Origin of the sequence: Aquidulcibacter sp., from assembly GCF_049239865.1 — a bacterium.
In the GTDB taxonomy this organism is placed as follows: domain Bacteria; phylum Pseudomonadota; class Alphaproteobacteria; order Caulobacterales; family Aquidulcibacteraceae; genus Aquidulcibacter.
This window is the reverse complement of sequence record NZ_JBMLTR010000134.1, coordinates 32,886-53,324: the sequence shown is the minus strand read 5'-3', so window position 1 is coordinate 53,324 and position 20,439 is coordinate 32,886. Positions and strand designations below refer to the sequence as shown.

The window sequence follows — 20,439 nt, the reverse complement described above, 5'->3', positions numbered from 1 at the left end:
ACCGTCAAGGAGACAAACAAGGATGCTGCAATGGTCAACAGAACCGTGACAGGCAAGGATTGAATGAACTTGCCAGACCCTTCAGGCAGGAACAGCAGCGGTAAGAATGCCAGCATGAGGGTTGCCGTACAGCCCAAAACCGCAACCGCAATTTGACCCGTCCCATTTATGGCCGCTGTGACGCGATCTTCGCCTTCGCGCATTCGCCGGGCGATGTTCTCCGTCACCACAATGGAATCGTCGACGAGCAGCCCAAGGGAGAGAACGAAGCCCGCAATGGATAATTGGTTCAGCGTGAACCCGGTTGTCTGCAGCCAGAATACACCAATCAACAAAGACATCGGAATAGAGAGCATGACGACAAAGCCCGCCCTGATCCCAAGCGGTAGTAAGGTGATCAGTACCAGCCCCAAAGCAATCCCGAAGTCGCGATACAGGTTGCCGAGGCGATGGTTGACGTTGGCCGATTGGTCAAAAGCGCGCACGAGCTTAATGCCGGGAGGCAGACGCTTCTCAAACGCCTGTAAACGCGTTTCCAACCCGTCGCGGACTTTTTGGACGTCAACATTATCGCGTTGCTTAACCGTGATAAACATCGCACGCTTGCCATTGAGAAAGGTCAGATGGCTTGCCTCAGCCGTGTCCCAACTGACGTCGGCAACATCGCGAACGCGGACAACGCGATTGGCACTGGCAAAAACTGGCACGTCCTTGATCTGCTCTAGGCTCTTGTAAGCGCCTTTAGTCTTGACGTTGAAACGGCGCTCGCCAGCGTGGACCGCACCAATCGGCGTGTCGATCCCAGCATTGCGCAGAGCATCAGCAACTTGGGTCGGCGAAAGCTGCATCGTGGCCAGCCTGCCCGCATCGATGGAGACACGCGCTTCAGACTTGGGTGCCCCCCAATATTCGGCCTTGCGTACCCCCGGCGAGCGATCGAGCTCTTCGCGCAAATCATCAGCTACGCGCTCCATCGTCTTCCAGGGGACAAGATCAGAGACCATTGCGACTTGCAGAATATTGGTCTCAGTCGTGCGAGCGCGGCGCGTTTCCAGCCGAACAATGCCGCTGGGAAGCGTATTGCGGATCGCATTCACCTCGCGGATCACTTCATCATATTTGCGCTCTGGATTGGTGCTCCACTCAAACTCGACAATGACTGTCGCAACACCATCCGCGGCAAAACTGCGCACTTCCTTGACGTCATCTAGTCCATCCACGACGTCTTCGATTGGTTTGACCAGAAGCTCTTCTACATCCTTTGAATCTGCCCCCGGCAAGATCACATTGGTGATGACGATCGGGATTGGGAAGTGTGGGTCTTCAGATCGGGGGATCGACTGAAATGCGCTAAAGCCCAACAATGCCAGCAATGTAAAAGCCAGCAGCGTGAATTGCCAACGCTCAACCGTGAAGCGCGCTGGATTAAACTTGTTTGCAGATATCACGACTTCGCCTCAACGACCGATACCAGCGCCTTATCACTCACATAGGCCCCGCCTGATGTTACAATGCCAAGGCCCGCGGGAATGCCGCGGACTAAGGCCTGATTGCCTTGCAGGCGAACGAAGTCGACGGTTACAAGTCGTACCGTCTTTTGGTCGCCATTCAGAACGAAAAAGCTTGCTTTGCCGTTGGTAACGCCAATGAGGGCTTCGGTTGGAACGAGCACTTCATTGCTCGCCGCGACAGGGGCAGCACTTGTCTTGGCTTTGATGCGAGCTTCGGCGAAGAAGCCAGTCTTCACCTCGCCGCCGCCTTCAACAGCAATATCGACGTCGAAGGCCCCGGTTCGGGGGTCAGCGCGCTCAGCGACGCGGGTGACTACGCCTTTCAGATTCTTGCTTAAGGCGGAGACATAGACATCAACTGAATCACCGACTTGGATACGGGCAACATCCTTGTCTGAAACAGGCGTCCGCAAGATCAAGGGCGAATCCTCGTCTGCGACGGTCAAGATGGGTTGCCCGGGTGCGGTGATTTCGCCGGGCTCTGCAGCCCGTGTCAGGACGATGCCGCGAACGGGAGAAACCAATCTAGCCCAGCGTCGGTCGAAGGCTGCAGCGGACACAACCGCCTCAGCTGCGCGGGCTCTGCCAGAGGCCGCCTGAACGCCAGCTTGTGCCGCCCCCGCCCCTGCTTGGGCTTGCGTGATCCCAGCGTTTGCCGCAAGCGTTCCTTGGCGCGCTGCGGTCAGCCCAGCTTCTGCGGATCGCGCTGCCGCTTCAGCGACATCTAAACGAGTCTTGCGGGCGTCTAGCCTTGCTTCAGAGACAAAGCCCTTCTGCACCAGTGTCGCGTCGCGATCATAGTCGCGCTTCGCATTGGAAAGATCCGCTTGTGCTTGCGCAAGGGCGGCAGCTGCGCGGCTGGTATTGGCTTCGGCTTGTGCTTGACCCGCCCGCGCCGAGGCGATGGAGGAAGTTGCTGCGCGGGCTTGTTCCACAGCTTGGCCGATGCCGGCCGTTGCCTGCATGGCTTGGGCTTGCGCTTGAATGATTTGGGCTTCGACTTGGGTCGGGTCGATGCTGGCAACCACAGTGCCCTTATCGACCAATTGTCCCTCGCGGAAACCGACTTCACGCAACACACCACTAATGCGGAAGGATAGGTCAATTTCCTTTTCGCGCCGGAAGGATCCTGTGGCAACAATCTCTGTTTGCTCAGTCACGCTTTGCGCGCGCTTGATTTCAACAAGTACTGGTTCTGCTGCTTTTGACTTATCATCCCCATTGCCACAGGCTGATAAGATCAACGCAACGCCTGCCATCAGGCTTAGACGTAGTTTAAGGTTTTGACCTCCCCTTTCGGGGAGGTCGCTTTTTAGTTCTTTTTGTTTGGTCATTTTTTGCCGTACTGGGGAGGAGAATTTCAGACTGGACTACTAACCTATCAGTGATAGGATGGAGCAAATTTCGGTGAGGTCAAGAGGAAAAGTGACGATCTACAGAAAAAAATCTGATGCGCCGTCCGAAAACCGCTCGGCTGATGCGCCGCGCGCGACTATTGTCCATCGACTGAAAGGGGCTGATCGACGTGAGGATATCCTCAACCACGCCTCGCGCCTATTTCTGACCTATGGCATTGCCGGGACTTCGACCCGCATGATCGCCAACGCCGTCGGCATTTCTCAACCCAGTCTCTATGCCCATTTTGCGACCAAGGAAGCCTTGACCAATGCCCTGTCTGCGCGGGCATTCTCCAGTTTGGAAAGTTTGATCGGTAAAATTCGAACTGCCGATGTGCCACCACAAGCCCGCCTAGAAGCGATGATCCGCGGCTATATCGGCTTTGCACTCGAACAAGGGGCCGCCTATCGGATCGCTTTCATGCTGGAAGGCCCGATGCACGAAGTTGAAGAATTCAACCCCGACATTCTTCCAGGCATGCAAGCTTTTGCGAGCTTTCGCGATGAGATCGCCCTGTTGCAGCATGAAGGGCATCTGCGCGAAGGCTCAACCGATCATCTTGCGCAAAGCCTCTGGGCGACCATGCACGGCCTGTGTGCACTTTTGCTTGCTCGACCAGACTTTCCGTGGGGCGACACGGGCGCGATGATTGACTTCCATGTCGAAATCATTTTGTCAGCTTATCAGGCCAAGGCCTAATCATCGCTAGTCGACGAGATTGGCTTGAGGAGAATGAGATGACCGCGAACCCCCTTAGCGACCGCCGATCATTCTTGGGTTTTGCCGTGTCAGGCACTTTTGCCCTCTCTAGCCTTGGCGCGTGCGCGGCACCGGCCGTGAAGACAGCATCGCGTCAAGCCCCTACTGCAGAACTCGCAGCCCTTGAAGCAAAGTCGCAAGGCAGGCTTGGTGTGGGTATTCTCGATACTGCTAGCGGCGAATTAGTTGGCCACCGCCAGGATGAGCGTTTTGCTCTGTGCTCGACTTTTAAATTGCCGCTCGCCGCAGAAGTCTTGCGCGACGTCGATGCGGGTAAGCGCACACTTGATCAGTTTATCCCTTATTCAAAGGCTGACATGGTTGCCCATGCGCCGGTGACGGAGGCCAATCTTGCGGCTGGGGGAATGGCGATCGGCGAGCTTGCCAAAGCCACCCAGATCACCAGCGATAATCCCGCCGCCAACCTCATTCTGCGCGAATTTGGTGGGCCTGAAGCTATGACCCAGCGGATTCGCGCCGCAGGTGATCCTGTTACGCGGATTGATCGCTATGAGCCGATGATGAACCGCGTTGTTGGGGATGACCCACGCGACACTACCTCGCCTGCCGCCATGGCGCGTCTCGTCGCCCGCTATCTGACGACCGATTACCTCTCGCAAGCTTCAAGAGACTTGTTGATTGGCTGGATGATTGAAACCCAGACGGGCACCAAGCGGCTTCGGGCTGGCTTGCCGGTTGATTGGAAGGCTGGTGATAAAACCGGGACGGCGATGAGTGAAGGGATGACGGACAAATATAATGATGTGGCCATCGTCTGGCCGCCCGGGCGGGCACCGCTGATCATTGCTGCCTATTTCAATACCAATATTGGCTATGGCGACATGCGCGACGAGTTCCAGGCCGTGTTGGCTGAAGCAGGTCGCATCGCAGCCCGATGGGCGATAGCCTAAGGGCATGGAGCCCGCTTTGCCCATTCTCTACACGTTTCGTCGGTGCCCCTATGCCATGCGGGCGCGGATGGCATTGGCTGTTGCGGGTCTGCGCCACCAAGTCCGAGAAGTATCGTTGAAAGCCAAGCCAGCCGAGATGTTGGCCGTCTCGCCAAAGGCCACCGTGCCTGTAGTCGTCTTGCCGAATGGCCAAGTCATCGAGGAAAGCCGTGACATCATGCGCTATGCCCTCGAGCACAATGATCCGGAGCATTGGCTCGACGGCTGGGGTCCGCAGACAGAAGCGCTGGTTGATCGCAACGATGGGCCCTTCAAGGTCTATTTGGATCAATATAAGTACCCGCAGCGATATGAAGTGCCGATGGAAACCGCACGAGAGCTGGGCTTAGAAATTCTAATGGACTTAGAAGGACGCCTCGCGGAAGCGGCGTTTTTGGCGCGACAATCGCCTTCGATGGTCGATATCTGTCTGTTCCCATTCATTCGCCAATTTGCGGCAGTGGACCCCGATTGGTTCCACAAAGTGCCCGTAAATCGGCTTCGCGCGTGGCTCGCTCACTTTACGGAAGGGGCGTTGTTTTCCCAAATCATGACCAAATTTCCCGTTTGGGAATCGAGTCAGGTTCCAGTCTATGGTGGCGACCCCGTCATCATTTCGCCTATGGATTGAGCAAAACTATACGCTACTTGCGCAATCCAAATTCAATCTGAATTGCATGTCACCTAAATTCACGAAATTTTGAGCCACCTGCCTTTTGTCCTCGCGGACCCGTGATAGCGCTATCTGGACGTTGAATTCTCAACAGGGCGTGGGGCAAGTCTTTTGATGAATATGGGGGAATTAGCTGTTCAGATACCGCTGGTTTTGGCGCTCATGGCGGCAGGACTAACGGCAGGGTTCGCTGCGGGCCTATTTGGCATTGGCGGCGGCTTTGTGGTCGTGCCTGCTTTAATCGCAGTCTATCATTATTTCGGGGTGGACCCGAGCGTGATTACCCATGTCGCTGTTGGCACAAGCTTGGCAACCATCATCGTCACCTCTCTGCGTTCGGTTCAAGCCCATGCAGCCAGAGGTGTTGTCGACTTTGAAATATTGAAATCTTGGGCCCCATGGATTGTCCTTGGTGTTGCTGGCGGTCTGGTTCTGGCGGGCTCTGTGAAAGGCCAGGTGCTGGTTCTGGTGTTTGCGACTGGCGTGTTCATTATGGGCTTGCACTTTGTATTCCCCATTCTAGAGCGCAAAGACCCGATTGCGCGCGACATGCCGACGGGCCCTTTGAGAGCGGGCTTGGCAACCTTTCTGGGCGGCTTCTCTGCCCTCTTGGGGATTGGCGGCGGCACCATCGCAATTCTCGTGATGACCTCGTACGGTCGCTCCATCCACCGCGCGGTTGCAACCGCGGCTGGCCTTGGTGCGATTATCGCAATCCCCGGTGCCATTGGCTTTGCTATAATTGGTTGGGGACACGCGTCCCTGCCCATGGGCTCCATTGGCTACATCAATTTTCTAGGTGCGGTGTCTATCGCAGCCATGTCCTATTTCACCGCGCCCTTGGGCGTCCGTGCCGCCCATGCGCTGAATGCGGTAATGCTCAAGCGCGCATTTGGAATTTACCTTCTCGTCACATCGGCCATGATGCTGCATGAAGGGCTTAGTTAAGTCTCAACAAACAAACAGGGAAAAGGAGTGAAGGCGATGGATCTTTCAAGACGTTTGCTATTGGGGGCAGCCGCAGGCGGTGCGGCCCTAAGTTTAGCTAAGACTGCCTCGGCAGCTGAAGCTGTTGCGCCGCCGCTGCTAGGCCCGGCACCTGGGGTTGCGCGGCTTGGCTTGAACGAAAATCCGTATGGCCCTGCGCCAAGCGCGATCAAGGCCATGACAGAGGCCCTGTCGACTGGTGCCTATTATCCTGGCGGCGGGATCCAACGCCTCATGGAAATGATTGCCGAACGCCACGGCGTGACGCCCGATCACATCATCGTCTCATCGGGCTCAGGTGAATTGCTCAATGCCATTGCGCTCGCCTATGGCATGAAGGGCACCTTGATCAGCACGAATTTGTTCTGGGATGCTTATTTCAAGTTTGCAGAAGACAAGGGCGTAAAGACTGTTCGCGTTCCGTTGAAGGCTGACTACTCGCATGACTTTGTCGCGATGGAAGCTGCGATTACGCCCGCGACATCGTTGATCTCGGTGTGCAACCCGAACAACCCGACAGGTATTTTGGAGAAGGCTGCTGACATTCACGCTTTTGCTAAGGCAGCTTCGGCGAAGACGACTGTCCTAATTGATGAAGCCTATATTGAGCTTTCAGAGCAGCCTGTTTCCAATTCGGTCGTGGACCTGATCCGTGCGGGCCATAACATCGCGATCACCCGTACCTTCTCGAAAATCTATGGCATGGCGGGCATCCGCGTCGGCTATGTGATTTCGACACCGGCCAATATTGCCAAGATCCGCCCCTATGTCATGGGTGGCATGAATAGTGTTGGCCTCGCCGGCGCTGTTGCTTGCTACAATGACGAGCCTTTCTTGACTTATTCGCGCGCCAAGATTGTTGAAGCCCGTGAGATGGTCATGGCGGCTGTGAAGAGCGCAGGCCTGACCGCCTTGCCCTCCGCTACCAATTTTGTCTGGGTCAATGTTGGCATGAATGCCAATATTGTGCGCGAGCGCATGGAAGCAAAGAAGATCTTGATCCGCGGCGTCTATGGCACACACACCAATTGGAGCCGGGTAAGCATGGGTAAGCTGCCGGATGTGGAGCGTTATTGTAAGGCGCTGCCGGAGGTCATCCGCGCTTAAATCATCCTAGTCGAGGTCCCTGACTTTGGTCGGGCTTCACAATCAGACTCTAATAATGGGCATGCAGAGCAATCCTGCATGCCCATATTTTGATTTAGAAAATCCTTCGACTAATTCAATGATTTTCGGCATAAAAATTAGGCGTTTTTTCCTAATAAAGATGATTTTTTGGCCTATGATGCATCATTTTCATTAAATTATTCGAATCAACTAGACTTACATTTCGACCTGGCAAAACATGAAGCTGGGGAAACAGCCATCGAGAAATTCAACGCGGTCCCATGGCAGGGACCGATGAGGGGATGAACGATGCTGAAATTTAAAAATGGGGCCAGTGGCCTTGCAGTGGCGGTTAGCCTTCTGGCTGTCGGGGTAACGCTTCCAGCGGTATCTCAGGCACAAGAGGCCACCAGCGCAGATACAACAAAAGTGGGTGAAGTGGTCGTTGTGACTGGAACCAGAACGCGGGGGCGGACGGTTGCAGACTCAGCAGTTCCAGTGGACGTCTTGACCAGTGAAGCGATCACGGCTGTCGCCTTCACCGATACGCAAGACGTGCTAAAAACCTTGGTGCCGTCCTTCAACACGTTTCGACAACCGATCTCGGACGGCGCAACCTTCATTCGACCGGCGACCTTGCGGGGGCTTACTTCGGACAAGACCTTGGTCTTGGTCAATTCAAAGCGCCGCCACCGGGCGGCCTTGGTGACGATTGGCGGCAGTGGCACGCAGGGACCCGACGTGGCGACCATTCCCGCCTCTGCCTTGAAGACGGTCGAAGTCTTGCGCGATGGTGCAGCGGCTCAATATGGCTCTGATGCTATTGCAGGGGTGTTGAACTTCATCCTGAAAGACAATGACTCAGGCGGAGAGCTCAGCGCTTCCATGGGTCAATATACTGAAGGCGACGGCGACGACATTACCGTATCCGGCAATCTCGGTTTGCCCATCGGCGAGTCTGGCTTTGTCAGCATCAGTGTCGAAGCCAATTCCGCCAAGGGCACCAATCGTGGCGATCAATGGTCGCGCGCGCAAAGTCCGCAATTTGATACGGCAACGGGTGTTGGTTCAGGCTTTGATGTCGCTCTTTATCGCGCCACCTATCCACAATTCGCAGGCCTGTTCGGTCCGGGCACACGTAACAATACCAGTAACGTGCAAATCTGGGGTCAGCCGGAGAATGTCGCGTTCCGCTCGTTTGTGAATGCGGGCTATAAGGTCTCTGACAAGATCGACCTCTATGCCTTTGCCAATTACTCAAACTCAGAAGGCAGTGGTGATTTCAATTATCGCTTCCCAGATCCTGAGTTTGGCCAAACGCCGAATCCGAACGGCAGCCAAGGCACGCTGGGTCCGGCGATACGCTTGCAAAATGGTACGACTTGGACAGGGACTTCCAAATTCCCCGCAGGCTACACGCCGCGCTTCTCCGGCAATGTCATCGACTATTCGTTGACGGCGGGCGTTCGGGGCGATCTATCCGCCCGCTGGTCTTATGATGCTACCATTCGCTATGGTTACAACAAGATTTCGTATGGTCTGTCTGAAACGCAAAACCCCTCTTACGGGCCAGCGTCGCCAACCTCCTTTAGCCCGGGTGATCTGGTCGCAGATGAGACGGCCTTCAACCTCGACTTCTCATATGAGTTGCCGGTTGCCATGTTTGCCTCGCCACTGACCATATCCTATGGCGCAGAATATCGCTCTGAAGGCTATGAATTGGTAGAGGGTGATCGTGCATCTTGGGCGGCAGGACCTTATGCCAAGCCAGACCCTTGGGGCTTCTGTAACTTGGCCCAGCCGATTGCGACGCGCACACCAACCGCGGCCGGTCTTGCCGTCATTGCTGCGGGCTCAACGCTCAATTGCGCCAGCGCCAGTGATCCAGTCTATCGCCTCTTAGGCGTTGGCTCTGACGGCTTCCCCGGCAACAATCCGGACTATTCGGGCGCGATCGACCGGGCCAGCTATGCCGTCTATGTCGACCTTGAAGCCGATGTCACCGACAAGCTGTTCGTCGGCGTCGCAGGTCGGTTTGAAGATTATGAAGACTTTGGCTCTACGACGGACGGCAAGATTGCCGCGCGTTACGAGTTGACCGACGACATCAATCTTCGCGCTTCCATCGGCACAGGGTTCCGCGCACCAACGCCCGGACAATTGTCGACGGCTAACGTATCCACCCGCTTCCCAGCCAGTGAACCTGTCGCCTCGGGCCTCTTCCCGGCCACCAACCCGGTCTCGCTCTTCCTTGGGGCAAAGCCACTGGAACCCGAGCGGTCGAAGAATTACTCGGCAGGTGTCACAGCAGCTGTGGGTGACTTTAACTTCACCCTCGACTTCTACCAAATCGACATTGAGGGCCAGTTCTATGCGACGCGCTCCATCACCGTAACACCGACCATTCAAGCGGCCCTGATCGCCGCCAATGTGCCCGGTGCTAACACGATTGGTGCCGTGCAATTCTTCCAGAATGCGTTTGACTCCGTCACCAAGGGCGTCGACTTTGTGGGCACCTATCGGGCTGACTTTGGCGATTATGGTAAAACCAATTTCACGCTCAGCGCGAACTACAACACCTTTAAAGTCGGTGACATTCTGATTGGCTCGCCCTCAGCGCTCCTGTTCTTGGAAGAGGATGTCTATGACTTTGAAAATGGCGTGCCCGAGTTCAAATCAAACTTCACGATCAACCACTCAATTGGCAAATTCTCCGGCATGCTGCGCGCCAATTATTGGGGCGAATATACCGCATCCAATTGCTTGACCTCGCAGCCGATCAGCGTCTTCAAATGCCCAACCAGCACGGTCTATCCAGAAGGCCTGATCAAACAAAAGCTGGGCAGCGAGGTCCTGATCGATATGGAAGTCTCTTACGACTTCCCCAAAGATGTGATTGTCACTTTGGGTGCTCGTAACATCACAAACGAATATCCAGACGAAGGTGCTGCACGTCTGGGTGAGACGGGCAATGGCCGGGTCTACCGGTCTGACTCACTCGTGGATTGGCAAGGTACCTATTATTATCTGAAGATCAAAAAGACGTTCTAAGCTGGTTCATCAGTTTGAAATTTGGATGGGCGGGTCTCTGATCCGCCCATTTGCTTGTGCGGAAAAATGGATTTCCAAGTAAGATTTATGACATGGATTGAGGCCAATCTAGCTTTAACGTAAGATGAGCATAGCGCACGTGCTTTTAGTTTATTGGATCGATAGTTGATGATTTCGAAGCTGGCTATTTCAGGCTATCGATCCTTGCGCGATTGCGTGTTGGCGCTTGGCAAGATCAATGTGGTTACTGGCCCAAATGGTGCGGGGAAGTCGAATGTATACCGCGCCCTGCGTCTCCTAGGCGATGTGGCACAGGGACGTGTCATCCAATCTCTTGCGCAAGAAGGCGGCCTTAATTCCACCCTTTGGGCCGGCCCCGAAGCCTTCTCCGGTGCCATGAAACGCCAAGAGATGCCAGTTCAAGGCACGCAGCGCCAAGGCCCAATCGCCTTGAAGCTTGGATTCTCAGGCGAGGATTATGGTTATGCTATCGACTTAGGCTTGCCGATCCCATCGCGTTCCGCCTTCGCGCGCGACCCAGCGATTAAAGCGGAAGCCGTGTGGCTTGGTGAGACCTTGGGCCGCTCGAATTCAATTGCACTTCGCAATGGCCCCGGTGTTCGCCTGCGCGATGAGCAGGGCCAATGGCAGCAAGCCTACACCAATTTGGCAGCCTTTGATTCCATGATGACGCATTGCAGCGATCCGCGAGATGGGCTGGAACTCTTGCACATGCGCGAACGCCTGCGCAGCTGGCGCTATTATGATCATTTGCGAACCGACGTGGGGGCCCCTGCTCGGCAGCCGCAGATCGGAACTTATACACCTGTCTTGGCAAGTAATGGGGCAGACTTAGCTGCTGCCATCCAAACCATTCGTGAGATCGGCGACGGAGCGGCCTTTGATGCCGCAATTGCTGACGCCTTTGATCGGGCAGAAGTAGAAATCATTGGGAAGGAAGACGGCTATTTTGAAATTCAGCTCCGCCAATATGGCCTGTTACGTCCCTTGCGGGTGGCGGAGCTTTCCGACGGCACGTTGCGCTATCTGTTGCTGGTCGCTGCCTTATTGTCGCCAGACCCCCCTTCCCTCATGGTCTTGAACGAGCCGGAGACGAGTTTGCACCCAGACCTCTTGGCACCCCTTGCTCGCCTAATGCGCACTGCCGCCAGTAGCACACAGTTGATCATAGTGACCCACGCTCCAATCCTCGTGCAGGCTTTCTCCGACGAGCGGGACGTGGTGATGTTCGAGTTGAGTAAGCAATTGGGAGAGACTGTTATTTCAGGCCCAGACCGGCCAAGCTGGCAGTGGCCAAGTCGATCCTAAGAGCGCGACTGCTATTTCGCCTCTGCCATCGCCTCGCTACACGCCTGCATGGTCATTGAGTTGAGCTCGTCTCTGCGCTTCTCTGGAAAGCCCATTTGGGCCAGCTCAAAGGCCTCTTGTGGCTTGTCCATTTTGCAGGAGAGCTTCATGAAGTACTCGCGGTTTCGTCCATTGGGATAGCGCTGATAAACATCGCGCATAGAGGCTTGCAGGGTCGGCCAATCCGCAACTTCTTTGATGATGTCGCAATTGCAGGCCTCAAGATTCCATAGGATACGGATATAGACCCCGCTCCCTTCGGTCTTTTCAGACTTCTTGGCGGCAAAACGTAAGAAGCGACCAACCTCACCCCAACTGCCACCCCATTGCGGCATATAAAACCAGACAGCGTTGAAGTAGGTCCGGAAATAGGCCGGTTCCCGCTTAGCCGCTTCGTCCATCAAGTTTTTGAATTTGTCCTCTGGTGCACTTACGCCACGATAGATCGAGGCTAGCACAGCATAATATTCCGGATTGACTGACGCGATCTTCTTATTGGCCTCGAGGATTTCGTAAGCCGATTGCAAAGCCCCTCTAAATTTCGGCCAAGCCTCGGGTGTGACTGTGTCGGCAAAGCCATTGCCGCGGTAACACCAGCCTTGGGCTTCCAGCATACTGGCTTCAGCGATGATGGGTGCCGGACTATTGGGGGAAGCAGCTTTCCAGCGCGCGACAAAATCTGCCTTGAGAGGGAGACAACCCTTCTCCACTGTCAGGCCATCTCCTAAAAAGCTGTCCACCTTGGCGTGAAACAGTCCTAAATTCCAATAACCGTTCATGGTGCGTGAGCGACTGGTGCGGTAGCTTTCTTCGAGTGCTGTCAATGCTGTGAAGTCGTTAGCTACCATTAGGCTTTCGACCTTAGCGAAAACGGTGTTGCGATAGTCGATTTCATCCTGCGCGCTTGTGACTTCGCGCACAGGTTGGGATGCAACAGCTTGGGAAGTGCAATTCGAAAGACTGGCCAAACCCGCCAAAATAAAAAGAGATCGAATAATCAAGTGACGCCCCCGCCATTTAGAGTAGAAGCCACGTTTAAGTGAAATTGCTTTCAAGAGGTTTGCGTGATTGGTTCAAATGCTGAGTAGTCTAACGGAAAAAATTGCTATCGAGACCCCGCATCAAACCGCTTCCGCGCAGCCTGTACCGCATCATAATGCTCCGCCGCCCAGGTCACTAAGGGAATAAAGCGCGCAACAATATCCGACCCCATTGGGGTGAGTTGATAATGTACCTCGACGGGAGGGCCGGAGATAACTTCACGCGTGAGATAGCCGTCACGCTCAAGGGCGCGGAGGTTTTCAGTCAGGACGCGTTGGGTGATGTCACCGATCACGCGCTTGATCGCCGAAAAGCGTCGAGGACCGTCTTCGAGCGACAACAGGATCAGCGAACTCCATTTGCCAGTAACGGTGACGAGGATATTGCGCACGGGACAAAGCCCGCTCTCTTCTTCTGTGGTGACGGTTATGGGAAGCATACTAGGTACCCTTTTAGTACGTAATTGACACTAAGTATTAGAATAGTACTGCAGAATCTTCAACCGAGAAACTACCTTTTGGAGATGCAGAAATGACCCCTCGCGAGATTGCTTTAAGTGCTGTCCAAGCCATTTTCGCCGATTTTGACCAAGCAAAGGCGCAGTCGCTGCTGGCAACAGATTACATCCAACATAATGTCGGTGTTCCCACTGGGGCTGAACCCATAATTGGCTTTATTCCTGCCCTTAAGGAGAGTGGCATAAGGTGCACAATCCATCGCGTCATCTGCGAAGGCGATCTCGTCGTGCTCCACGGTACGTATGAGAATGCACAGGCCTTTGGTGGCGATACATTGGTTGCCTTTGATGTTTTCCGCGTGGAAGACGGCAAGGTAGCCGAGCATTGGGACAATCTGCAGCCGCACGTCACACAGACTGCGTCGGGCCATGGCATGACCGATGGTGCGGCAGACATAAAAGATCTGGATAAGACCGCGAGCAATAAAGTCTTGATTGAAGGGTTCGTGCGGGAAGTCTTGCAAGGCCGCGCACCAGAGCGGGTGACGGACTATATCTCGACCACCCACTACACCCAGCACAATCCATTGGTTGCAGATGGTCTCGACGGGTTGGGTGCGGCGATGCAGGCCTTTGCCGAGGCAGGCCAAGCCATGACCTATGCCCGCACGCCCCTAATCGTGGCTGAAGGCAATTTCGTCTTCACCGCTTCTGAAGGTAAACTCGGTGAGATTCCCACCGCTTTCTTCGATCTGTTCCGGATCGAAGATGGCAAAATTGTCGAACATTGGGACACCTTATCAACCATCCCTGATGACATGCCCCATTCTAACGGCAAATTCTAATCGGCAAACAATGATGCTGGGGTGGCTTTAGGCCACCCCACGTATCATGCCGGCGGCGGCTGTTTGGTTGGTTTCGGGATCAATCAGAATGAAAGCCCCAGTCTTGGGATTATCTTGAAACAGATCGGCCAAAATCGGGGTCTGGGTTTGTAGTTGGACCAAGGCGATGTCATTCAGCTTCAGAGCCTGATCACCGCGCACTTCAGAGAGGTCACGCATATCGCGAATGTGCAAGACGCTTTCAATTCGAGAGGTTATGCTCGCGGTGCCTTGTTGCAAGAGATATCGGCGGCGCGGGTCCCAAGCCTGATCGTCCAACCAGCATAGGTCGGCTGTTACTCGGTTGGCATAGGTTGCATCACCACCTGTCAGCAGGTCACCACGGGCAGCATCGACGTCATCTTCGGTATAGAGCGTGACAGACTGCCCTGCTTCAGCACGGCCCAAGCTTTGGTCGTAAGTTTCAATGCGAGCCACCTTGGTTGGACGGCGATGCGGCCCTACCAAGACCTCGTCGCCTACGGCCACATGTCCAGAGGCAATGCGTCCAGCATAGCCGCGCTGTGCCTCAAGCTTATGACCGTCCAGGCGTACGACGCGTTGGATCGAAAAACGAAAGGGAAGATCGCACAAATCTGTCCCCTCACCTTGGTTTTGAAGTATATCTAAAAGTGAGGCTCCTTGGTACCAAGGCGCAGCAGGACTGGTCGTCACAACATTGTCGCCAGAACGCGCATTGATTGGCACGATAGAGGGGTTGGTGATCCCAAGGCTACGGCTCAAGCGTTGCAGGCTTGTCTCAACTTCTTGGAAGACCTGCTGAGACCAATTGACGAGGTCCATCTTATTGACCGCGAACACGACCTTGAGGCCGAGCAAGTGGGCAATGGTTGCGTGGCGACGGGTTTGGACTTTGAGTGCGCCTTGGTGCAGGCGCGATGCATCAACCAGCACGATGGCGACATCGGCATTGCTCGCCCCTGTCACCATATTACGTGTATATTGCTCATGGCCCGGTGCATCAATGACAATGAAGGACGACTGGGGGGTGGCAAAATAGCGGTAGGCGACATCAATCGTAATGCCCTGCTCGCGCTCGCTCTCCAAGCCGTCAGTGACAAAGGACAAATCAAGGTCGCCCTCTTCGGCTCGGCTATAGCGGGCGTTCGATAGCGCATCGACTTGGTCGCTCATGAGCGCTTTGGAATCGTGGAGAATGCGACCAATCAAGGTTGACTTGCCATCATCGACGCTGCCAGCTGTGACAATGCGGACGAGTTTGGTTTGAGCTTGTGTCATCAGAAGTAACCTTCCCGCTTGCGCCGTTCCATGGCGGCCTCATTGACCTTGTCATCCATGCGGGTGGCACCACGCTCCGATAGCGTGCTGAGGCGCGTTTCAGCTATGATGGCGGCGACATCTGCGGCATCGCTCTCGATTGGACAGGTGCAGGTCATGTCGCCCACGGTCCGGAAGCGCACGAGGCGGTGCTCAACCTCTTGGCCCTCTGCGGCTGGGGTTACGGAAGTGACGGGCCGCCAATAATCGCCGTCGCGCACGACGGGCCGCACATGGGCGAAATAGAGGCTGGGCAGTGCGATTTTCTCGCGCTCAATATAGGTCCAGATGTCCAGCTCGGTCCAATTGGATAGGGGGAATACACGGAAGTTCTCCCCCGCTTGCAGGCGACCATTATAAAGGTCCCAGAGCTCGGGCCGTTGTGACTTGGGGTTCCACGCACCAAAGGCATCGCGGTGACTGAACACGCGTTCTTTTGCCCGCGCCTTGTCTTCATCGCGTCGGGCACCACCGAGCAACAAGTCAAAACCATGGGTTTCAATCGCTTCAAGAAGCGTCACGGCTTGCGCCGCATTGCGACTAGCCGTGGGCGAGGCCAAGCGCACACTGCCGCGCTGGATGGAGTCTTCGACATGGGCGACCACCAAGCGCTCACCCAATCTCGCCGCTGTCTCATCACGGAATTCGGTGACGCCCTCAAAATTATGGCCCGTATCGACATGCAACAACGGGAAAGGCAGTTTTTCCGGCCGGGAGGCCTTTAGCGCCAGATGCAATAGGACGGCGCTATCTTTGCCGCCAGAGAATAAGAGCGCCGGGTTGCGGCTTTGGGCTGCGGCTTCGCGCAAAATGTAGATGGCCTCCGATTCGAGGCGGTCGAGGTGGAGGAGACGGCTAAAGAAGGTCATGCGATTTTTTCCTGATTATGATTGTTCTGGTGCAAGCCGCACTCCTTGGTGTCGGCATTTTCCCACCACCAGCGACCGTCGCGCGCATGCTCACCGGGCCGAATGGCACGCGTGCAGGGGTCGCAACCGATGGACACATAGCCGCGTGCATGGAGTGGATTGAGGGGGACTTGAAACTGCTCGGCATAGGCCAAAATGTCGGCCCAATTCCAAGCGGCCAGCGGATTATATTTAACCAGGTCGTGAGCTGTATCCTGCTCGCGCTCTTCCAAACGATCGCGCGTCAGGGCTTGGTCGCGCCGCTGGCCTGTGATCCATGCGTCGTAACCACCAAGTGCACGCCCCAAAGGCTCAAGCTTGCGGACCCCACAACAGGCCTTCCGCGCTTCCAAGCTTTCGTAGAAACCATTGAGGCCAAAGGCCGAGACAAAATCAGCCAGCGCGGTCGCTTCAGGTTCGAATTGGTGGATGGTCAAGCCATAACGGGTCTCGGTCCTCTCAATCATGGCGACCGTGTCTGGATGAAGCCGGCCCGTCTGAAGGGTGAAGACTTCAATGTTCAGCCCCAGTCGGGCAATTACATCGGTTAGCACCATGTCTTCGGCCGAAAGCGAGCTGGCCAAAGCTACTCGGCCCTGCCCGCCAATGGCACGCAGACTTGCCTCTAGCCGCAACGTGAGCGGGACGAGCCGCTCTGGGTCGGGGGCTAGGCTGGTTGCTTTGTGTGTCTGATCGAGGAGGATCATCGTCGGCATCTTTCTGGAAACTTCGGCAGGAAACCGAAACTTGCAGAGCTGACTTAGGCAGAGCGCGCGCTTTAAACGACCGACGGAAGCTGCACGCTGCCATTAGCAAACCTATCAAAACCCCTCGAAACCCCCTGTTTTGCGGCATCTATCAGGTCTTCTAATAGACACCTTAAGCGGATCGGCATTGTTCGCGCGCGGGGGAGCCCAGATATAGCCCTCAGATAAAGGGCCCTGAATGTATATTTATAATGCCATCGACCAAAGCATCGTAGACGCGCGGGTCAGACAATTCGCCGACCAGACCGAACGCTATTTAAGCGGCCGGATCTCGGAGGACGAGTTTAAACCGCTGCGCTTGCAGAATGGCGTCTATGTAGAGCGTCATTCGCCTTTGCTGCGCGTTGCGATCCCCTATGGCCTGCTTTCGTCGCGCCAATTGCGTATGTTGGCCCAGATTGGCCGAAAGTATGATCGCGGCTTTGGCCATTTCACCACACGCCAGAACATTCAGTTTAACTGGGTCAAGCTGGAGCAGGTGCATGAGATTTTGGCTGATTTGGCCAGCGTGCAAATGCATGCGATCCAAACCAGCGGCAGCTGTATCCGTAATGTCACGACCGACCATCTAGCCGGTGTCGCCCATGATGAGCGCGTCGACCCCCGTCCATTAGCAGAACTGATGCGTCAGTGGTCGACACTCAATCCAGAGTTTGCCTTCCTGCCGCGCAAATTCAAAGTCGCTTATAATGGGGCGGTTGAAGACCGCGCTGCCAGTGAAGTGCATGACCTCGCCTTTGATGTCTACCGCGACGAGGCCGGCGAAGTTCGATTGACTGTGAAGGTTGGGGGTGGGCAAGGCCGTACGCCGCGCGTCGCGCCTGTAATCAAGACCGGCCTGCATTGGCGCGATATGCTGTCTTATACCGAAGCGGTCCTGCGCACCTATAATCGTTGGGGTCGGCGCGACAATATCTACAAGGCCCGCATCAAGATTCTGGTGGATGCGCTCGGTCCTGAACGCTTTGGCGGAGAAGTTGAGCAGGAGTTTGCCCATCTCCAAGGTGGTCCTGCAACTTTGGCGGCTTCCGAACTTGAGCGTATGACCGCCTTCTTTGGCGCGCCGGCTTATCACAGCGCGACAACTGGCGATCAGGATGAAGCCCGTCACCGTTTGGCTGATCCACGTTTCAATGCTTGGGTTAAACGCAATGTCGCCAAGCACAAGCGCGACGCTTATGGCGCGGTCACCATTAGTCTAAAGCCCCTCGGTATTGCACCGGGTGATGCCACCAGCGACCAGATGGACGCGGTTGCCGATTTGGCTGACCGCTTTTCCTTCGGGCAAATCCGTGTTTCCCATCACCAGAATTTGGTGTTGGCCGATGTGGCACGTTCCGAACTGTGGACCCTCTACCAAGCGCTGGAAACCCTCGGTCTGTCAGAGCCAAATGTAGGCCTTGCGACCGACATCATCTGCTGCCCCGGCGGCGATTATTGTGCTTTGGCAAACGCGAAGTCCATTCCTGTCGCCGCCGCCGTGCAAGAAACCCTTGCCGCCAAGGCGCAAGATATTGGCACACTGGCAATCAAAATGTCGGGCTGTATCAATGCCTGTGGCCACCACCATGTCGGCCACATTGGTATTCTGGGCGTCGATAAGAAGGATGAGGAATGGTACCAAATCCTCATCGGCGGCCGCACCGACACCAGAACCGCACTTGGCCAAATTGTCGGCAAAGCCATTCCGCGCGAGGCCGTGGCCCCCACCATCGAACGCATGACAAACTTCTATCTGGAAAACCGCACTAGCGGTGAGTTGTTCATCGATGCCGTGGAACGCCTCGGCAAGACGGCTTTCCATGATGCCGCCTTCCAATCCGATACCTCTCCGACTTCCCCCTCCCCCCAAATTCAGGAAGCAAACTCATGAGCACTTTGTTGAAACTCTTTTCGCTTGGCGACGTGCGCGCATTTCCTTTACCAGAAGGCGCGTTTCGCCCTGCCCCAGCCGCTAATCCACTGCCGAATATGGAATTGATCAATCAAGGCCAAGGCGATGTGCGCAGCCTCATTCGCCCCAACGTCAAACAACCCGAAGCGCCCAGCGTGTCGGCTTGGGAGCATGGCACTCTGCTAACGCTTCCGGAATGGTTGGCGCGCGATGGCGCTTCGTTGGCAGCACCTGTTGGGATCGTTTTGATGCCAACCGATGACCCATTGGCTTTGGCAGGGCACTTAGATGGTGTGGCCGTGATCGCGGTCGAGTTTGCTAAGTTCAGCGATGGCCGTGGTTACTCCATTGCGACCTTGTTGCGTTCGCGCTTGGGCTTTAAGGGCGAAATTCGCGGCGTCGGTGATGTCTTGATCGACCAACTGTTTGCTATGGCCCGTTGCGGCATTGATAGCTTTGCCTTGCGCGGCGACCAAGATGTGGAAGCCGCAAAGCGCGCCTTTGAAACTTTCCCCGCTGTCTATCAATGGGCGGCAGACGAGCGCGATTTTGTGTTGGCGACGCAGGCCAATCTGGAAAGAGAAGCTGCGTGATCGGTCAGGTCTATCTGGTTGGCGCGGGGCCAGGTGCTGCGGATCTTCTGACGGTCCGCGCCCTGCGCTTGATCGAGCGGGCGGACGTCATCCTCTATGACGCCTTAGTGACGGATGAGATTTTAGCCCTCGCCCCTCAGGCTAAAATGGTGCCGGTTGGCAAGCGCGGCGGTCGGGTCTCAATGGATCAGGCTTTGATCAATCGCCTCTTGGTCTCCACTGCCTCTAAGCACAAGCTGGTCGTGCGTCTCAAGGGCGGCGATCCGATGTTGTTTGGCCGCGCCCATGAAGAGATTGAGGCCTGCGTGCAAGCCGGCATCCCCGTTTCGGTCGTGCCCGGGATTACTGCCGCCTTTGGTGCGGCGTCGGCTTTATCAACTTCTCTTACGCAACGCGGCGTTTCTCGCTCGGTGACCTTTGTGACGCCAACTGTGGCGCGCGGCAGCCAAGCTTCCCCTGCTTGGGCCAAAGCAGTTGCGGCCGCCGACACGGCGGTCATTTATATGGGCCGGGGTGATGCGGTTTGGATCCGCGATACCTTGCTTAATCTAGGCATGCCCGCCACCCTGCCGGTCGTCTTGGCTGAAGATGTCTCGCGGCCGTCCAGCTTCAATGTCAAAGGGCCTTTAGCAGACCTACCAGACTTAGCGCTAAAGGTTGGCTCTGGACCCGTGCTGATGATGATTGGCGAGGTGTTTGCTGAGGCCAAGGTGGATGTCGATATGCTGGGTCTTGATCAAATGGTGGGACCGCTTACTTCATCGGTCGGGTAGCTTAAGCACAGTGATTGCC

Annotated in this window: 18 protein-coding genes; 11 read left to right on the top strand and 7 right to left on the bottom strand. The window is 55.6% G+C overall.

Features of this window, described 5'->3' with window-relative positions:
• Together ACOVRA_RS10035 and ACOVRA_RS10030 are read right to left on the bottom strand one after the other, a co-directional pair.
• A partial coding sequence (locus tag ACOVRA_RS10035) for an efflux RND transporter permease subunit (protein WP_421720176.1) occupies positions 1 to 1,448 on the bottom strand: 1,448 nt, incomplete at its 3' end.
• A complete protein-coding gene (locus ACOVRA_RS10030; protein ID WP_421720175.1) occupies positions 1,445 to 2,770 on the bottom strand; it encodes an efflux RND transporter periplasmic adaptor subunit in 1,326 nt (441 codons plus the stop codon). The genes ACOVRA_RS10035 and ACOVRA_RS10030, both read right to left, overlap by 4 nt.
• Before the next feature lie 166 nt (positions 2,771 to 2,936).
• Here ACOVRA_RS10030 and ACOVRA_RS10025 point away from each other — a divergent pair, with 166 nt between their 5' ends.
• The 7 genes from ACOVRA_RS10025 to ACOVRA_RS09995 all read left to right on the top strand — a co-directional run bounded on the left by ACOVRA_RS10025 (position 2,937) and on the right by ACOVRA_RS09995 (position 11,765).
• Positions 2,937 to 3,608, top strand: coding sequence for a TetR/AcrR family transcriptional regulator (locus ACOVRA_RS10025; protein WP_421720174.1), 672 nt, complete (start codon positions 2,937 to 2,939; stop codon positions 3,606 to 3,608).
• Positions 3,609 to 3,646: 38 nt separating this feature from the next.
• A complete protein-coding gene (gene bla, locus ACOVRA_RS10020) occupies positions 3,647 to 4,579 on the top strand; it encodes a class A beta-lactamase (RefSeq protein ID WP_421720173.1) in 933 nt (310 codons plus the stop codon).
• A gap of 16 nt (positions 4,580 to 4,595) precedes the next feature.
• Positions 4,596 to 5,249, top strand: coding sequence for a glutathione S-transferase (locus tag ACOVRA_RS10015; protein ID WP_421720172.1), 654 nt, complete (start codon positions 4,596 to 4,598; stop codon positions 5,247 to 5,249).
• A 156-nt stretch (positions 5,250 to 5,405) separates the two neighbouring features.
• Positions 5,406 to 6,239 (top strand): sulfite exporter TauE/SafE family protein, encoded by an 834-nt coding sequence (locus ACOVRA_RS10010; RefSeq protein WP_421720171.1) that lies wholly within the window; start codon positions 5,406 to 5,408, stop codon positions 6,237 to 6,239.
• A 36-nt stretch (positions 6,240 to 6,275) separates the two neighbouring features.
• On the top strand, positions 6,276 to 7,385 hold the full coding sequence (locus tag ACOVRA_RS10005) for a pyridoxal phosphate-dependent aminotransferase (RefSeq protein ID WP_290804352.1): 1,110 nt from the start codon (positions 6,276 to 6,278) through the stop codon (positions 7,383 to 7,385).
• 309 nt (positions 7,386 to 7,694) lie between these two features.
• Complete coding sequence (locus ACOVRA_RS10000) at positions 7,695 to 10,436, top strand: TonB-dependent receptor plug domain-containing protein (protein WP_421720170.1); 2,742 nt, start codon at positions 7,695 to 7,697, stop codon at positions 10,434 to 10,436.
• 168 nt (positions 10,437 to 10,604) lie between these two features.
• Entirely contained in the window at positions 10,605 to 11,765 is a 1,161-nt protein-coding gene (locus ACOVRA_RS09995) for an AAA family ATPase (protein ID WP_421720177.1), read from the top strand.
• 11 nt (positions 11,766 to 11,776) lie between these two features.
• On the opposite strand, the gene ACOVRA_RS09990 is transcribed toward ACOVRA_RS09995, so the two are convergent.
• Both ACOVRA_RS09990 and ACOVRA_RS09985 read right to left on the bottom strand, forming a co-directional pair.
• A complete protein-coding gene (locus tag ACOVRA_RS09990; RefSeq protein ID WP_421720169.1) occupies positions 11,777 to 12,724 on the bottom strand; it encodes a hypothetical protein in 948 nt (315 codons plus the stop codon).
• A gap of 185 nt (positions 12,725 to 12,909) precedes the next feature.
• Positions 12,910 to 13,284, bottom strand: coding sequence for a winged helix-turn-helix transcriptional regulator (locus ACOVRA_RS09985; protein WP_421720168.1), 375 nt, complete (start codon positions 13,282 to 13,284; stop codon positions 12,910 to 12,912).
• A 92-nt stretch (positions 13,285 to 13,376) separates the two neighbouring features.
• Between ACOVRA_RS09985 and ACOVRA_RS09980 the strand changes: the two genes are divergently transcribed.
• Entirely contained in the window at positions 13,377 to 14,147 is a 771-nt protein-coding gene (locus ACOVRA_RS09980) for a nuclear transport factor 2 family protein (RefSeq protein WP_421720167.1), read from the top strand.
• 27 nt (positions 14,148 to 14,174) lie between these two features.
• On the opposite strand, the gene ACOVRA_RS09975 is transcribed toward ACOVRA_RS09980, so the two are convergent.
• The 3 genes from ACOVRA_RS09975 to ACOVRA_RS09965 are packed head-to-tail and all read right to left on the bottom strand — an operon-like array spanning position 14,175 to position 17,100.
• The gene (locus ACOVRA_RS09975) at positions 14,175 to 15,446 is read right to left on the bottom strand and encodes a sulfate adenylyltransferase subunit 1 (protein ID WP_421720166.1); all 1,272 of its coding nucleotides are present in this window, start codon (positions 15,444 to 15,446) and stop codon (positions 14,175 to 14,177) included.
• On the bottom strand, positions 15,446 to 16,354 hold the full coding sequence (gene cysD / locus ACOVRA_RS09970; protein WP_421720165.1) for a sulfate adenylyltransferase subunit CysD: 909 nt from the start codon (positions 16,352 to 16,354) through the stop codon (positions 15,446 to 15,448). Before cysD ends, ACOVRA_RS09975 begins: the two co-directional genes overlap by 1 nt.
• Positions 16,351 to 17,100: a phosphoadenylyl-sulfate reductase gene (locus tag ACOVRA_RS09965; protein ID WP_421720164.1), complete on the bottom strand. Its 750-nt coding sequence runs from the start codon at positions 17,098 to 17,100 to the stop codon at positions 16,351 to 16,353. Before ACOVRA_RS09965 ends, cysD begins: the two co-directional genes overlap by 4 nt.
• A 238-nt stretch (positions 17,101 to 17,338) precedes the next feature.
• Between ACOVRA_RS09965 and ACOVRA_RS09960 the strand changes: the two genes are divergently transcribed.
• Genes ACOVRA_RS09960 through cobA form a run of 3 tightly spaced genes read left to right on the top strand, consistent with a single transcriptional unit; the run spans position 17,339 to position 20,420 of the window.
• Positions 17,339 to 19,033, top strand: a complete 1,695-nt coding sequence (locus tag ACOVRA_RS09960) for a nitrite/sulfite reductase (RefSeq protein ID WP_421720163.1) — start codon at positions 17,339 to 17,341, stop codon at positions 19,031 to 19,033.
• Positions 19,030 to 19,647 (top strand): DUF934 domain-containing protein, encoded by a 618-nt coding sequence (locus ACOVRA_RS09955; protein WP_421720162.1) that lies wholly within the window; start codon positions 19,030 to 19,032, stop codon positions 19,645 to 19,647. The genes ACOVRA_RS09960 and ACOVRA_RS09955 overlap by 4 nt, the downstream gene beginning before the upstream one ends.
• A complete protein-coding gene (gene cobA, locus ACOVRA_RS09950) occupies positions 19,644 to 20,420 on the top strand; it encodes a uroporphyrinogen-III C-methyltransferase (RefSeq protein ID WP_421720161.1) in 777 nt (258 codons plus the stop codon). Before ACOVRA_RS09955 ends, cobA begins: the two co-directional genes overlap by 4 nt.
• Positions 20,421 to 20,439: the final 19 nt, after the last annotated feature.